The sequence below is a fragment of the Nocardioides sp. WG-D5 genome (assembly GCF_054031175.1).
The window spans coordinates 5504570-5518198 of record NZ_CM132928.1 but is presented as its reverse complement, the minus strand read 5'-3'; the positions used below and the strand labels follow the sequence as shown (position 1 = coordinate 5518198).

Annotated in this window: 12 protein-coding genes; 7 read left to right on the top strand and 5 right to left on the bottom strand. The window is 66.3% G+C overall.

What is annotated here, in order from left to right; translation table 11 throughout:
• Positions 1-5: 5 nt before the first annotated feature.
• Both ACWZJV_RS26670 and ACWZJV_RS26665 read right to left on the bottom strand, forming a co-directional pair.
• The gene (locus ACWZJV_RS26670; protein ID WP_457179500.1) at positions 6-1301 is read right to left on the bottom strand and encodes a tyrosine-type recombinase/integrase; all 1296 of its coding nucleotides are present in this window, start codon (positions 1299-1301) and stop codon (positions 6-8) included.
• Between the two features lie 488 nt (positions 1302-1789).
• On the bottom strand, positions 1790-2017 hold the full coding sequence (locus ACWZJV_RS26665) for a hypothetical protein (RefSeq protein WP_457179499.1): 228 nt from the start codon (positions 2015-2017) through the stop codon (positions 1790-1792).
• On the opposite strand from ACWZJV_RS26665, the gene ACWZJV_RS26660 reads away from it, so the two are divergent.
• The 4 genes from ACWZJV_RS26660 (at position 2016) to ACWZJV_RS26645 (ending at position 7545) form a co-directional block, all read left to right on the top strand.
• Positions 2016-2690, top strand: coding sequence for a hypothetical protein (locus ACWZJV_RS26660; protein ID WP_457179498.1), 675 nt, complete (start codon positions 2016-2018; stop codon positions 2688-2690). The two genes, ACWZJV_RS26665 and ACWZJV_RS26660, sit on opposite strands and share 2 nt — an antisense overlap.
• A 168-nt stretch (positions 2691-2858) precedes the next feature.
• The gene (locus tag ACWZJV_RS26655; RefSeq protein WP_457179497.1) at positions 2859-3518 is read left to right on the top strand and encodes a DUF6615 family protein; all 660 of its coding nucleotides are present in this window, start codon (positions 2859-2861) and stop codon (positions 3516-3518) included.
• Between the two features lie 326 nt (positions 3519-3844).
• Positions 3845-5875: an ATP-dependent nuclease gene (locus ACWZJV_RS26650; protein ID WP_457179496.1), complete on the top strand. Its 2031-nt coding sequence runs from the start codon at positions 3845-3847 to the stop codon at positions 5873-5875.
• On the top strand, positions 5872-7545 hold the full coding sequence (locus ACWZJV_RS26645; protein ID WP_457179495.1) for a UvrD-helicase domain-containing protein: 1674 nt from the start codon (positions 5872-5874) through the stop codon (positions 7543-7545). The genes ACWZJV_RS26650 and ACWZJV_RS26645 overlap by 4 nt, the downstream gene beginning before the upstream one ends.
• A 291-nt stretch (positions 7546-7836) precedes the next feature.
• On the opposite strand, the gene adhP is transcribed toward ACWZJV_RS26645, so the two are convergent.
• On the bottom strand, positions 7837-8853 hold the full coding sequence (adhP, locus tag ACWZJV_RS26640; RefSeq protein WP_457179494.1) for an alcohol dehydrogenase AdhP: 1017 nt from the start codon (positions 8851-8853) through the stop codon (positions 7837-7839).
• A gap of 327 nt (positions 8854-9180) precedes the next feature.
• Here adhP and ACWZJV_RS26635 point away from each other — a divergent pair, with 327 nt between their 5' ends.
• Complete coding sequence (locus tag ACWZJV_RS26635; RefSeq protein WP_457179493.1) at positions 9181-9831, top strand: TetR/AcrR family transcriptional regulator; 651 nt, start codon at positions 9181-9183, stop codon at positions 9829-9831.
• Here the strand turns inward: ACWZJV_RS26635 and ACWZJV_RS26630 are convergent.
• Both ACWZJV_RS26630 and ACWZJV_RS26625 read right to left on the bottom strand, forming a co-directional pair.
• The gene (locus ACWZJV_RS26630; protein WP_457179492.1) at positions 9828-11048 is read right to left on the bottom strand and encodes a sensor histidine kinase; all 1221 of its coding nucleotides are present in this window, start codon (positions 11046-11048) and stop codon (positions 9828-9830) included. The genes ACWZJV_RS26635 and ACWZJV_RS26630 overlap by 4 nt on opposite strands.
• Positions 11045-11701, bottom strand: a complete 657-nt coding sequence (locus ACWZJV_RS26625) for a response regulator transcription factor (protein ID WP_457179491.1) — start codon at positions 11699-11701, stop codon at positions 11045-11047. The genes ACWZJV_RS26630 and ACWZJV_RS26625 overlap by 4 nt, the downstream gene beginning before the upstream one ends.
• A gap of 207 nt (positions 11702-11908) precedes the next feature.
• Between ACWZJV_RS26625 and ACWZJV_RS26620 the strand changes: the two genes are divergently transcribed.
• Together ACWZJV_RS26620 and ACWZJV_RS26615 are read left to right on the top strand one after the other, a co-directional pair.
• The gene (locus ACWZJV_RS26620) at positions 11909-12463 is read left to right on the top strand and encodes a hypothetical protein (protein WP_457179490.1); all 555 of its coding nucleotides are present in this window, start codon (positions 11909-11911) and stop codon (positions 12461-12463) included.
• Complete coding sequence (locus tag ACWZJV_RS26615; protein ID WP_457179489.1) at positions 12460-13626, top strand: peptidoglycan-binding protein; 1167 nt, start codon at positions 12460-12462, stop codon at positions 13624-13626. The genes ACWZJV_RS26620 and ACWZJV_RS26615 overlap by 4 nt, the downstream gene beginning before the upstream one ends.
• Positions 13627-13629 lie beyond the last annotated feature (3 nt).

Here is a 13629-nt window from a genome sequence, read left to right as displayed (position 1 = left end):
GTCACTCAGGCGACCGCGTCATCCGCACCCCCACGCAACAAGTGGAGCGGCGGCCGGATCTGCTTGCCGTTCATCACGGCGTCGACGATGTCAGAGATCAACTCGTCGCCGGCGGGCAGCAAGTGGCCGTAGGTGTCGATTGTCGTGGTGATGGACTCATGCCCCAATCGCGCCTGGATGTGCGGTAGCGGGGCGCCTCCGGCGATGAGCCACGACACGTGGGTGTGCCGCAGGTCGTGGAACCGGAACGAGGCGATCCCGTCCTCGATCAGCTCATCCATCAACGGCCGCCAGGCCCGCGTGTAGAAGTCCGAGTTGTGCACCGGCAAGCCCGTCGGCGAGACGAACACGAAGTCGTTCGCGGACTTACCCTCGATCAGCTTCTCCAGGATCGACGCCATGCGCGAGGAGATCGAGACCGTACGCCTCGACTTCGGTGTCTTGGGGTTGCCGAGGTAGTGCTCGCGCATCGTGTGCTTGTCGCGGATCTGCTTCTTCAGCCACGACGGGACCTCGGTCTCACCGTTCTCCCCCACGCGCTTCCACGCCTTGTTCACCCGGAGCGTCCGGTTTCGCAGGTCGATGTCACTGACCCAGAGCGCGGTGACCTCGCCGAATCGAAGGCCAGTTCCGGCGGTGACCCGCATCAGGTCAGCGGCGGCGTACGAGTAGCCGTCAGCCTTGGCCACGACGGCTGCGAACTCGTCCTCTGACAGGAACCGCAGCTCCGCCTGAGACTGCTTGACGCGTCGGCGCTTGGGCGCCGTCCGAGCACACGGATTGGCCGTAAGGAAGCCCTGCTCAACTGCGTAGTTGAAGATCCCGTACATCAGGCCGTGGTAGTTGGCCTTCGTCTTCAGAGCACGGTCCCAGTCGATCAGCCATGCCTTGATGTCCTGTTCCCCGATCGCGGCCACCGACCGCGCGAACGGCGAAGCCCCGCGGATCTCGGTCCTCGCCAGCGTCCGGACCTGCGACAGGTACTTCTTGCGCTGCCCCGGCGTGATATCGACGATCTGCCGCACGTACTCCTCCCCCATCACAGGGAACCCCGGTGGTTCCTCGAGTGGGTCACCACCGCCTGGACGCACGAACCCCTCGCCCTTCACCCAGCCGTCCGGCCAACGCTCTCCCGCCGCCTCGACCATCTTCTTGAAACCCTCGGCGCGAGCCACGTTCTGCTCATCGCTCCCCGCACTGAACGTCTCGGTCTGCCGGTCCCCACTGCCGCCGCCGAGCCTCCAGGCGACGTACGCCGAGACTCCTCCCCCGCTGCGCTTCCGCGTTTCGATCCATGCCATGCCAGACACCTCCACCAGATAGGTGCAGGTCTGTGCCCGACCATCGGGCAGATCCCCGTAAGCAACGGGATGTAACGGTGTGCAACCGCCCCACGATTCACGCTCAGAGAGTAAAATACAGCTTCTGACCTCGTGGTTTAGACCGGTTCAAGTCCCCCCTCGCGCACGCATTGGATTGTGGCCCTGCCTGAGGAAACTCAGGCAGGGCCACTATTCGTTCGGGCACCTTGAATGGCACGGGCGCACTTTGAACTGCCGCGATCACTTCTCAGATTGGCGGTCGACTCCCACCAGTTCGGCGGTATCGGCTGATCGACGGCATCCACCCGTCTGTCCGTTGCACTGCCGACATCGGATCGAGGTCCTGCACTCCACATCGCTGAGCCGTCAGAGACGCGCTCACCACCGTCCCCCATTGCAGATTCTTGCTCTGACCCGACAAAGCGCCGAAGGTAGAAGCCGCCTCGGGGCCGTGCATCTACAGGAAGTCATACCGTTTCTTCGATCGTCGAAGATGTCCCGGTTGAGGTCGCCGCGAAGCTGCCGTCGAGCCGCTCATCGCGCAGGTCGCGCACCTGGTCGCCCGAATCATCCCGTTCCCGGCCAGATGCGAGTAGCCTCGTGGCGCCGTCACCCGAGGGCGAGGCCGGCCACATCGAGCCCTCGTCGCCGAGGCCTTCGCGGCCGGCAGCGTGGTCAGGGTCGACGGCTCGCATGTCCACTACGCCTTGGGCACCGTCTCGGGCGAAAAGGCGCATTGCACCCGAGACGAAGGGGGACGTCATCAACTCGAAGGTTGAGCTTTCCGGATGGGCGGACTTTCAACGCCTGGCCAGAGCTGATCGGATCTCGTGGGACTGGGACACCAACTCTGACGGGGCCACGCAGTACGACGTCCTCGGTAGGTCGGCAGCACGCTGGCACCTCGCCGCCAATCTTCAGGGCGTCCAGGTGACCGGAGCGGACTCACGGACCGAGAAGGGCTACCACGCTGGACTCATAGTTGTCCTCGCATACAGCGCACTCGAGCACCTGGAGGACCAGGCGATTCACAAACGGAAGGGTGCCATCAACAACGTCACCATCCCCGATCCGAGCCTCGCGGATCGGCTTCGATCCGGCACGAAGACCCACAAGCTACTAACCAGCGAGACCATCGTTGACCCGCGGCTCCGAGCGAAGCTTCGAAATTGGGAGGCCGGGCACGACTCAGACGTGTTGGTTGTCGCGAAAGCTCTTCGTCACATGTTCGCCCATGGCGCTTTCACGCCCTACGGTCTCGACATCACCAAGACGGCCGCGCGCAACGCCTTGACCGATCTCGCCGAGGCGGTGCGCGTCACCGCCCAAGACCGCTTCATCACCTGGCTTGCAGGGCATCGTCGGTAAGATGCCCCTTGCTGCTCGCCGTAACACGATCTCCTTAGATTGCGGCCGAAAGATCCAGCGCTCTCATGGCCGTTGATCCTATGCTCGTTCGGTGCGTCGAGCGTCCGAACCTGTACATGCGATCCTCGCGCGATCTGCGCTCAACATACGCGCGAAGATGCTTATCTCGTGGCGCGACCTCGCCCGCGACGCTCCGGAGATCGGCTTGACGCATACTTCCTCCTTGAGCTCTCCCGCAAGGGCGGTGAACACATCAGGGTCGCCTACCCGGCCGGGCCAGAATCGAGGCATGGAGCCGACCTTGAGCTCTGGGTCCGAGCGGGCGCACTGCGCATCGGGTTCCGCCTTCAGGCCAAAGCGCTCCAGCCCAGAAAATCCCGCGTGCTTGGCGTCTACGACGAACTCGATCACGTCATCCGAGGCACGGCGTTACGCCAGGTTGACGTTCTCATCGGGGCGACACCGTCGCTGTTCAACGCTGGCTACGTGTTTTACAACGGTCTTGCTGAGAAGCCGGACTTCGACTCTGGATGCTGCCGCAACGACGATTGGCTAACGCGTAACGGACGCCTCGGGATCACTATCACGACTCCGCAGCACGTACGTGCGATCCTTGATGGTCGTCTGCGCTACCCCAAACGGCTTCAAGCCGTTCTTCCCCGGTCAGTTCCGCTGTCATGCATTGGAACCTGCCTCGCAGGCCCACATCCACGACTCGGCCGACGGCTCGACACGCTTAGTACCGACCACGCCGCACGGATGCCCGGGGGCACTGGAGGCACTCCGGTTGAGTCAGCCGCTTCTCGTTGTGACGGACGGATCTCCTAGTGCATCGAGAGACCTGACCCAGCTCCACGAGCTGGGATGTAGCCATCACCCCAGTCGGCGGTGGGAGAACCGGTTATGTCGACTACGTCGGTACACCAGAGTGGGCGAAATGGGCAGTAAGAGCATTCAACATGGAAGACGGTCTGCCGATTGTCGTCATCAACCTAGACGAACCGCAGTGATCCTCCTTCCGCATCACCAGACTTTGGTTGGTACCTAATCTTGAGGATCCAAGCCCCGACATAGAAAGTCGGCTGTATGTTCGACTTCGCTTGCTGCCAGCATGGGTTCCTTGGCTTGACGATCAGTCGAGTCGATGTCCTTGGATGGGGGATCCCTTGTATCTGTGCCGTCTACGCCTGAGGAACTTCCAGTCGTTCGGGTCCACACCCATCACTGTTGAGCTCGATAAGAAGACGACCTTCCTCCTCGGTGCCAACGGCTCCGGGAAGACGTCGGCGATGGTGGCGTTGGCGCGCATGTTCGCGGCCGACCCGGCGCTCCGGCGAGTGCAGTTGTCGGACTTCCATGTCTCGCTCGATGGAACCCGCAGTGATGACCTCTGGATCGAGGCCGACTTCGTCGCCGCGCCACCGCATACCCCTCAGGCCAGCGACGACGGTGCGCAGCCAGCCGATGCCGGTGACGGCGCTGACGGCGAGTCCGAGATGAACGGGGCGACGGTGCCTGCGTTCTTTGATGACATGCGACTCTTCGATGAGGAGGACGACCATCCCCGGGTCCGGATCCGACTGACGGCCAGGATCGATGAGGCTGAGGAGGTCGAGGAGCACCTCGACTACGTGACTGAGATAGACAAGGCGGACGAGCCGGTCGGCACCTCCAGGGTCAGCACCTACGACCGTCGCTCAGTCCAGGTTCACTATCTGCCTGCGCGGCGTGACCCTCGCCAGCATCTGGAGCACAGCGCGAACAACCTCTTGGGCAGGTTGCTTCGATCTATCGACTGGGAGGATGATCGCGAGACCATCGCCGATCTCAGTCAAAAGGTCAGCGATGCCATCGGCAGCAACGACGTTATGAGCACCCTCGCTGGCGAACTCGACGCGGTCTGGAAGACGGTGCACAGCGGCACGTACTTCCAGTCACCTGCGATCGCATTCGCAGCTGCCGACTTGACCGCGCTCTTGCGCCACCTGACCGTTGCCTTCGCTCCCGCACCGGGGAAGCAAAGGGTCGAGTGGACGCGGTTGAGCGATGGCGAACAGTCTGCGTTCTACCTGGCGCTGGTCCTCGCGCTGCACGCGATCGGCAAAGAGGCCATTATCAATGGTATCGACGGCGTGGACGCTGAGCGCCTGCGTGCTCCGAGCTACACGATCCTCGCCGTCGAGGAACCAGAGAATAGCCTGTCACCACACCACCTCGGTCGGATCATGCGACGCCTCGACAAATTCGCGGCCGACTCGACTGCGCAGATCCTGATGAGCAGTCACTCCCCCGCTGTCGTCCATCGGACGTCGCCCGACTCGATCCGGCATCTTCGCCTGGACGACGCTCGGACCACCCGGGTCTCGGCGGTAGCTCTACCAGAGACAAGCGACGAGGCATATAAGTTTGTGACCCAGGCTGTGCAGGCCTACCCCGAGCTTTACTTCGCCCGCTTGGTCATCCTCGGGGAAGGTGACAGTGAGCGGGCGGTTCTCCCCCGACTCATCGAGGCACACGACTTGGAAGCCGACACGAGCGGCATCTCAGTCGTGCCTCTCGGTGGCCGTCATGTCAATCACTTTTGGCGACTGCTCGACGGCCTGCAGATCCCGTACATCACACTGCTTGACATGGACCTCGGCCGCTACGGCGGAGGTTGGGGTCGCGTACGCACCGCGCTGATGTACCTCCAGCAGTTCCCAGGTACGTCAGGCCTCAAGCCCCCGAGCACGGAGCAGATCGAGAAGGTGCCAGCTTGGGATGACGTAGAACGATTCCGCGATCACGCCCTTCGCGACAAGGTCACGACCTACATGGAGAAGGCCAACATCTTTTTCTCCTACCCACTGGATCTCGATTACGCAATGATCCGAGCGTTCCCCACGGCGTACAAGCTGGCGGACGGCGACCTGGAAGAGCCGGACAACAACGTTCTGGCATCGGTGCTCGGCAAGTCCGTCATCGAGCAGGGTGAGCCCGTTGCTGCGCGAGTCGCGCAGTACACGGATGAGGAACGCACCTACTTCGCCACCTACCACGAGCTGTTCAAGCTGGGCAGCAAGCCGGTGAAGCATCTGGAGGCACTCACGACCATCTCGGACGCCAATCTTCGCGAGCACGCGCCTACGTCGCTGCGCCGGCTTGCTGAGGCCGCCACCGCGCGTCTCAAGGAGCTCCCAGAGTGAAGGTCGCAGACTGGAGACCGGCGGACGGCTTCGAACTCGAGCCGAACGCCGAGGCCGCCTGCCGCGAGGTCACGACGAACGTCGCCGTCATTGCTGGGCCCGGCTCGGGCAAGACCGAGCTGCTGGCTCAGCGTGGCGACTTCCTTCTGCGAACGAACATCTGTCCCTACCCGCGGCGCATCCTGGCGATCTCGTTCAAGGTCGACGCCGCACGGAACCTGGAGAAGCGGGTACGCGACCGATGCGGCCCAGACCTTGCCGCACGACTCGACAGCTACACGTTTGACGCGTTCGCTCTCGGATTGGTCCGTCGATTCCGTCTGGCAATTCCTGACGCTCAGCGTCCGCCAGCTGACTTCACGCCCGCGAAGGAGGGAAACGGCCATAACGTCATCGCCTTCAAGCGCCTGGTTCCGCTCGCACTCGAAATCCTCGACCATCCAGACGTGATCCGGGAGTTGAGGGCTGCGTACTCGCATCTCTTCCTCGACGAGTTCCAAGATTGTACCGACCCCCAATACCAGCTTGTGAAGAAGGCCTTCCACGACACCGAGACCCTGGTGACCGCCGTTGGCGACACCAAACAGCGGATCATGGGATGGGTCCCGGGTGCGCTTGAGGATGCATTTGGCACCTATGGGCCCGACTTTCAAGTTGTCGATCCGCTCAACCTCTATGAAAACTTCCGCTCCTTGCCAGTGCTCCGGCGGATGCAGAACCGGATGATCGCCGTTATGGATCACTCAGGCGCCCGGGACCCGAGCGAACTGAATGGGGACGAGGGAACCATCGAGACCCTCTCGACATCCACTGACGACGAAGAGGCCGCCGCTGTCATCGCCTGGATCAAGGGCAGGCTGGCCGACGGGGTTGCTCCCGAAGACATCGCACTTCTTATGCCCCGCACCCCAGAGGCGTACACCTGGAAGATCCGGGCCTCGTTGGAAGCAGCTGACGTGCCGCTCGACCCGGGCGACGCGGAGCAATCGCTGCGCTCGGAGCCGCTCGCCCAGTTGATCGTGGACCACTTGCGGTTGGCGAGCGGATCACCTGCTCCAGATGCGTACGCCCGGCTCACAGGCAGCGCATTGTTCTTCGCCGAGACGGAAACTGCTTCAGACCGGCTACGTACCGGGTGGAACAAGCTCCGACATCGATTGCGCAGGCACCTCGGCCCAGAAGCATCGCGGCTGCGCTCACGCCTGAATCTGCTGACGGCGATCGGCGAGTTTGTTGCGCTGTTCCCCGACGAAAGCCTCACAGCGCTGCACCCCACGTACACCGCGCCGGGTCGAATCGGCGAGGTACAGGTCCACCTGGCGAACCACCTTGTGCACCTGCTCTCTGGGTCCGAGGAGGTGTCCGCCCTCCTGCGTCGGTTCGGGAAGGCAGAGGGCGTACAGATCATGACGACCTACAAGAGCAAGGGCCTTGAGTTCGACTCGGTCGTGCTCCTCGGCGTCGAGCGCGAGACTTACTGGGGCACGCCGCATGAAGAGGAAGCCCTGTTCTTCGTTGGAATCTCACGAGCGAAGGCGAATCTTCTGCTCACCCACACTTCCCGGCGACCACGACCGGATGGGTACTACGGCAGGTGGCACGTCGGACGGCGCGCGCACAACGAGTTCCTTGGCTACGCCATCGAGCCGTTAACGGCACCCTCGCCATGAGTCTCTCCTCCGCACCTCCATGCACCGGGCGCGAACCCGCACCCTGACAACGGGCACGACACGGGCCAGAACAGGACGCAACGGGAGGTAGCGGAACACCGCTCCACGCCTGGGACGACCAAAGCCAGGCCCAACCTCAGGGTTTAGCATCAGTTCAAGTCCCCCTCGCGCACAGAGAGAAACCCCAGGGAGACCTGGGGTTTCTCGCATTTCCGGGTCACACCGAGACGCTCTGGGAGAACCAGTGGTCGAAGACCCGGAGACGGCTTTGATCGAGCGCGAGAAGCGGTCTCAGAGCTCGAAGACGAGCCGTGCCGAGGTACGCGCATGGAGTACGTCGTCGATCGACTCGTTGACCTCCTCGAGCTTGCGCGGCTCCGCGATGACACGGGTGCGCCCCAGCGCATGGAGCCGGAAGACCTCGGCGAGATCCTCTCGGGTGCCGACGATCGAGCCGATGACGCTGATCCCGAACAGCACGGTCTGGAAGATCGGCAGGTGCATCGGGCCCTCGCTCTCCGGCGGAAGCCCGACACAGACCAGCCGGCCCCCGCGGCGCAACGACGCGAACGCCTGCTCGAACGCCTTGGGGGTGACCGCGAGCGCGACGGCGACATCAGCACCTCCGAGGTCCGCGATCGCCTGCACGGGGTCGGTGGTGGCGGCGTTGACGGTGTGGTCCGCGCCCAGCTCGCGAGCGAGGTCGAGCTTCTCGTCGGTGAGGTCGACCGCGATGACCTCGGCACCGACCAGTCGGGCGTACTGAACCGCGAGGTGGCCCAGACCGCCGATCCCGAAGACGGCGACCCTCTCCCCCGGAGTCACCTGGGCGACCTTGATCGCCTTGTACGTCGTGACCCCGGCGCAGGTCAGCGGCGCCGCGTCGAACGAGGAGACTCCTTCAGGGACGGTCACGACGTAGTTCGCGTCGGCGACCGCGTACTCGGCGAAGGCGCCGTCGACCGAGTAGCCACTGTTCCGCTGCTCCTCGCAGAGCGTCTCCCAGCCGCTGACGCAGTAGCCACAGCGGCCGCACGCGTGGCCGAGCCAGGCGATCGCGACACGGTCACCGACCGCACGGTGCGCGACTCCCTCGCCCAGGGCGGTGACGACGCCGACCCCTTCGTGACCGGGGACGAACGGCGGAGTTGGCTTCACTGGCCAGTCGCCGTGGGCGGCGTGGATGTCGGTGTGACAGAGCCCGCACGTCTCGATCTGCACGAGCACCTGGCCAGGGCCGGGTTCGGGGACAGGACGGTCCTGGATCTCCAGGGGCCGGTCGAAGCCGGTGACGACTGCTGCTCTCATGTCAGTTCTCCTTCGGGTGGACGTCTGGCATCCACTGCACCTCACCCGCCGATCCGGGATGAGTGCCGAATGTCCTGGGCCCTCAGGCACTTGGTCGAGGCGTCAGGTGCTCCGGGTCACGCGATCCGGTCCCGGACGAACCTCGCGGGGCAACGTACGATCACCGCGGCACTTCGCTATCGCGGCGTTGTGCCGACACACGCCAGCCGACGGCTCGTCGACACGTATACCGTCCCTGCTGCCAGGGCCGGTCCCGTGTCTACGGCAGCAGGCTCGCGTGCCTTCCCCCCGAACCAGCGCGTCGACACGTGCCAAGGAGTGACGCTCGTGACCAACCTCCACCCGATGCCCGTACCTGCGGGGCAGATGCGGGCAGCCATGATCGAGGCGGCTCGACGGCTGTTGGAGGATTCCCCCATTCGCAACGTCTCGATCAGAGAGGTGTGCGAAGCCGTGGGTGTGGGAAAGTCCGTGCTGTACCGACACTTCGGCGACAAGAACGGACTCCTCAGCGCGGTGATCGACGAGGCGTTCAACCGCTACATCGAACGCAAACGCTCCCGCGAACACACGGCCGACCCGGTGACAGACCTTCATGCCTGCTGGGACGACTACCTCGACTTCGCGGCCGCCAACCCGGCGCTCTACCGCCTGATGTTCTCCCCCGCCATGCCCAAGGTGCCGGACGCAGCAGGGAGGATCTTCGTCCTCCTCACCGAGGCGCTCGACCGTTGCGCCGTCGCCGGCGCCCTCCGCATCCCGAGCCGGGAAGCCGCACAGATGATCCTCTCGGCGAACACCGGGGTCGCGCTGAGCCTCCTCTCCCAGCCCGACCGGTTCGGCGATCCGGAACTGTCGGCGCGCGTTCGCGATGCCGTCTTCGCCATCTGCCTCACCAGCGGTACGAACCGGCCGGAGGCCGCGGGCACGCAGGCGCTCGACGACGGCTTCGAGATCGGCGGCCAGTACCACCGCTAGCCCGGCACACGTACCTGCACGACGAGGCCGCCGCCCTCGCGTGGCTGGGCGGTGACGGAGCCGTGGTGCGCTCGCGCGATCGCCTCGACGATCGAGAGGCCCAGACCCACGCCCCGGTCCACGACGATCCGGTCGCGGTCCAGGCGACGGAACGGCTGGAACAGCTCCGCGACCTCGTACGCCGGCACCTCCGGGCCGGTGTTGGTGACGACGACCTCGGCGTGCTCGTCGACGGACCGGCATCGCGCCTCGACCCACCCACCGGCGACGTTGTGACGGATGCCGTTCTCCACCAGGTTGGCGACGAGTCGCTCGAGCAGGACGGCGTCGCCCGAGGTGGGCGTCTCCCCCACGTCCGTGCGGACCTCGACACCCGCCGACTCGGCCTCAGGGCCGGTGAGGTCGGCGACGTGCTCGACGATGTCGGCGAGGTCGACGGGCCGGCGGTCGATCGGCCCGTTCTCGGCGCCGGCGAGGTCGAGCAGGCCGGAGATGAGCGCCTCGTGCCGGGCGTTGAGAGCCAGCAGGTCGGCACCGAGCGTACGCAGGTCCACCGAGGCGTCGGGCCGGTGCATCGCCAGCTCCACCATCGCCCGACCGACCGTGAGCGGCGTACGCAGCTCGTGGGACGCGTTGGCCACGAACCGGCGCTGCCCGGCGAAGGAGCGGTCGAGCCGGCCGACCATCGCGTCGAAGGCGTCGGCCAGCTCCTTGACCTCGTCGTCGGGACCCTTCAGCTCGATCCGCTCCCCCAGACCCATGTCGGCGGCCGGAGCCGCGGAGATCCGGTGAGCCGTGGCGGTGACGGTGTGGAGCGGGGCGAGCACCCGACCCGAGATGAACCAGCCGAGCACGCAGGCGATGATCAGCACGACCACCAGGGCGATCGCCCCCTGGATCAGCAGCGACTCCGCTGCCGCGCTCTGCAGCTCCTGCCGCTGGGCGAGCAGCCAGTCCCGCGCCTGCGGACCCGTGAGGACGTCGCCCTTCTGCGTCTCCACGTAGGTGGTGTCGAGCAGCTGCTGGAGCGCGTCCGGGTCGTCGCCGGGGCCGGGCAGCCGGGTCGCCTTCACGATCATCGACCCGCCCGAATCGAGCTGGTTGACGAAGAGGCCATAGGTCACCGCGAGCAGCAGCCCGCCGGCGAGCAGGAAGAGACCCACGTAGGTGAGCGTGAGCCGCGCTCGCAGGCCCAGTCGGTTGGGCAGGATCCTCATCGCAGGCGGTACCCCACACCGGTGACCGTCTCCACCAAAGGTGGATCACCCAGCTTGCGGCGCAGCTTGTGCAGGGTCACCCGCACGGCGTTGGTGAACGGGTCGGCGTGCTCGTCCCACACCTTCTCCAGCAGGTGCTCCGCCGAGACCGGCGCACCGTCGGCCATCATCAGCTCCGCCAGCACTCCGAACTCCTTGCGGGCGAGCGGGACGTAGCGACCGCCCCGGAACACCTCCCGGCGGCTGGGATCGAGGGTCAGGTCTCCGTGGCGCAGCACCGGCGGCACCGCCTGGCGCGAGCGCCGCCCGAGGGCCAGCACCCGGGCGGCGAGCTCGGGGAACGCGAACGGCTTGGTGAGGTAGTCGTCGGCGCCGAGGGCGAGCCCGGAGACCCGCTGGGTGACGTCGGCCGCGGCCGTCAGCATCAGCACCCGCGCGCCGGACTCGGACCCCACGATCTGGTGGCAGACCTGGTCGCCGTGGACGACGGGCAGGTCGCGGTCGAGGACGACCACGTCGTACTCGTTGACGCCGACCCGCTCCAACGCCTGCCCACCGTCGAGGGCGACGTCGACGGCATGGCTCTGCTGCCGCAGCCATTCGGCGACGGACTCCGCCAGCTGCGGCTCGTCCTCGACCACCAGCACCCGCATCGCCTCACTCCTTCTCGACCCATGACTCGACTCATGACCCGGCTCATGACCGGTCCCTCCGGACCGGTCAGCCTGCCGCGTACGGCATTTCCTCGACGTTAACCCGTGCCAGATCACCGGGAAACGCATTCCCGAGTTGGCTGGGGCCGCCGGCCCGGACGCCACCCAGCCCGGGCCGGCGCCATCACCCCGACTCGAGGAGAATCCATGTTCACCCGAACACTCACCGCCGCGGCGTTGGTCGCGCTCGGCCTGACCCTGACCGCCTGCGGCGGGGACGACACCGGCGGGATCGCGTCGGCCGGCGGGGACAGCACCGCCGACGCCGATGCGAGCGCGGTCGCCGGCGACGAAGGCGGCGACCGCGAGCAGATGCTGAAGTTCACCAAGTGCCTGCGCGAGCACGGCCTCGAGGTCGAGGACCCGCCGCCGGGTGAGGGGCTGAAGCTCCAGTTCGGTGGCGGCGGTGGTCAGCATGTCGACCGCGAGACGGTGCAGAAGGCGATGGAGGCCTGCCAGGAGTACGCCCCACAGGGGCAGATGGGCGCCGACAACCCCGAGATGCGCGAGGCGATGCTGGAGATGGCCGAGTGCATGCGGGAGAACGGGGTCGAGGACTTCCCCGACCCGGAGCCGGGCCAGATGGGCATGCAGATCACTCCCGAGATCGGCGAGGACCCGCAGTTCGAGGCAGCGCAGGAAGCCTGCCGCGACATCCTGGAGGACGTTCGCTCCCAGGCGCAGGAGGGGCAGAGCTCGTGACCGACATCGATGACGTACCCGTCCGCACGGAGCCGGCGGCGAGCTCGGTGCCCGGCGAGGCGCTGACGCCACCCGGCCGTCCGCGGCGCACCGCCAAGATCGCAGGCGTCGGCCTCGCCGCCCTCGCGGTCGCCGGCACAGCAGCCGCCGCTTATGCCTACGCCGACCGCGACGGCAGCTCCGCCACGCAGGACGCGCTCCCCCCGGCGACGGCCGAGGTCACCCGCGGCACGCTCACCGACGAGGTCACCGAGGGCGGCACCCTCGGCTACGGAACCCTCGTCCCGATCAGCTCCCGCAGGCCCGGCACCGTCACGGCCCTCCCCGACGAAGGAGAGGTCGTACGCCGCGGCGAACCGCTCTTCGAGGTCGACGCCACCCCCGTGCCCCTGCTCTACGGCACCGTCCCCGCGTGGCGAGACCTCGCCCACGGTGTCGACGGCAAGGACGTGAAGCAGCTCGAGAAGAACCTCTGGGCGCTGGGCTATCGGGGCTTCGACGTCGACGAGGACTACACCTACGCGACCGCGGACGCCGTCGCGGAGTGGCAGGAGGACCTCGGCGTCGAGGAGACCGGGAAGATCCGGACCGGCGACATCGTCGTCCAGCCCGCCGCGGTCAGGATCGGCAGCCTCTCCGCGAGCCTGGGCGACCAGGCAGGAAACGGCGGTCCGGTGCTGTCCGTGACCGACACCGTCCCCTCGGTGACCGTCACCCTCGACCCCGCCGACCGGCGGATGGCCTCGGTCGGCGCTGCCGTCGAGGTCACCCTTCCCGACGGCACCCGGGCGGCGGGCAAGGTCACCGACTCCGCCACGAAGGTGTCCGAGGAGTCCGGCGGGGGCGGCGGGGACGACGGTGAGTCCACCACCACGCTCGAGGTGGTCGCCGTGCTGACGGAGAAGAAGGGCCGCGAGGCCGCCGCTGCCTACGACGCCGCAGCCGTCGACGTCGCCTTCACCGCGGGCGAGCGCAAGAATGTGCTCACCGTCCCGGTCGCTGCGCTGGTCGCCCTCGCCGAGGGCGGCTTCGGCGTCGAGGTCGTCGAGGGCAGCACCACCGAGTACGTCCCGGTCGAGGCCGGCCTCTTCTCGGGCGGTCGGGTCGAGATCTCCGGCGACGGCATCACCGAGGGCGCCGTCGTGGGGGTGCCGGGTGAGTGAGCC

Excerpts from the sequence above, each read along its gene's own strand:
- ACWZJV_RS26625 (WP_457179491.1), bottom strand. The coding sequence starts at position 11,701 with ATGCGGGTGCTGGTGGTCGAGGACGAGCCGCAGCTGGCGGAGTCCGTC.
- adhP (WP_457179494.1), bottom strand. The coding sequence starts at position 8,853 with ATGAGAGCAGCAGTCGTCACCGGCTTCGACCGGCCCCTGGAGATCCAG.
- ACWZJV_RS26620 (WP_457179490.1), top strand. The coding sequence starts at position 11,909 with ATGTTCACCCGAACACTCACCGCCGCGGCGTTGGTCGCGCTCGGCCTG.
- ACWZJV_RS26670 (WP_457179500.1), bottom strand. The coding sequence starts at position 1,301 with ATGGCATGGATCGAAACGCGGAAGCGCAGCGGGGGAGGAGTCTCGGCG.
- ACWZJV_RS26630 (WP_457179492.1), bottom strand. The coding sequence starts at position 11,048 with ATGAGGATCCTGCCCAACCGACTGGGCCTGCGAGCGCGGCTCACGCTC.
- ACWZJV_RS26650 (WP_457179496.1), top strand. The coding sequence starts at position 3,845 with ATGGGGGATCCCTTGTATCTGTGCCGTCTACGCCTGAGGAACTTCCAG.
- ACWZJV_RS26665 (WP_457179499.1), bottom strand. The coding sequence starts at position 2,017 with ATGCGAGCCGTCGACCCTGACCACGCTGCCGGCCGCGAAGGCCTCGGC.
- ACWZJV_RS26660 (WP_457179498.1), top strand. The coding sequence starts at position 2,016 with ATGTCCACTACGCCTTGGGCACCGTCTCGGGCGAAAAGGCGCATTGCA.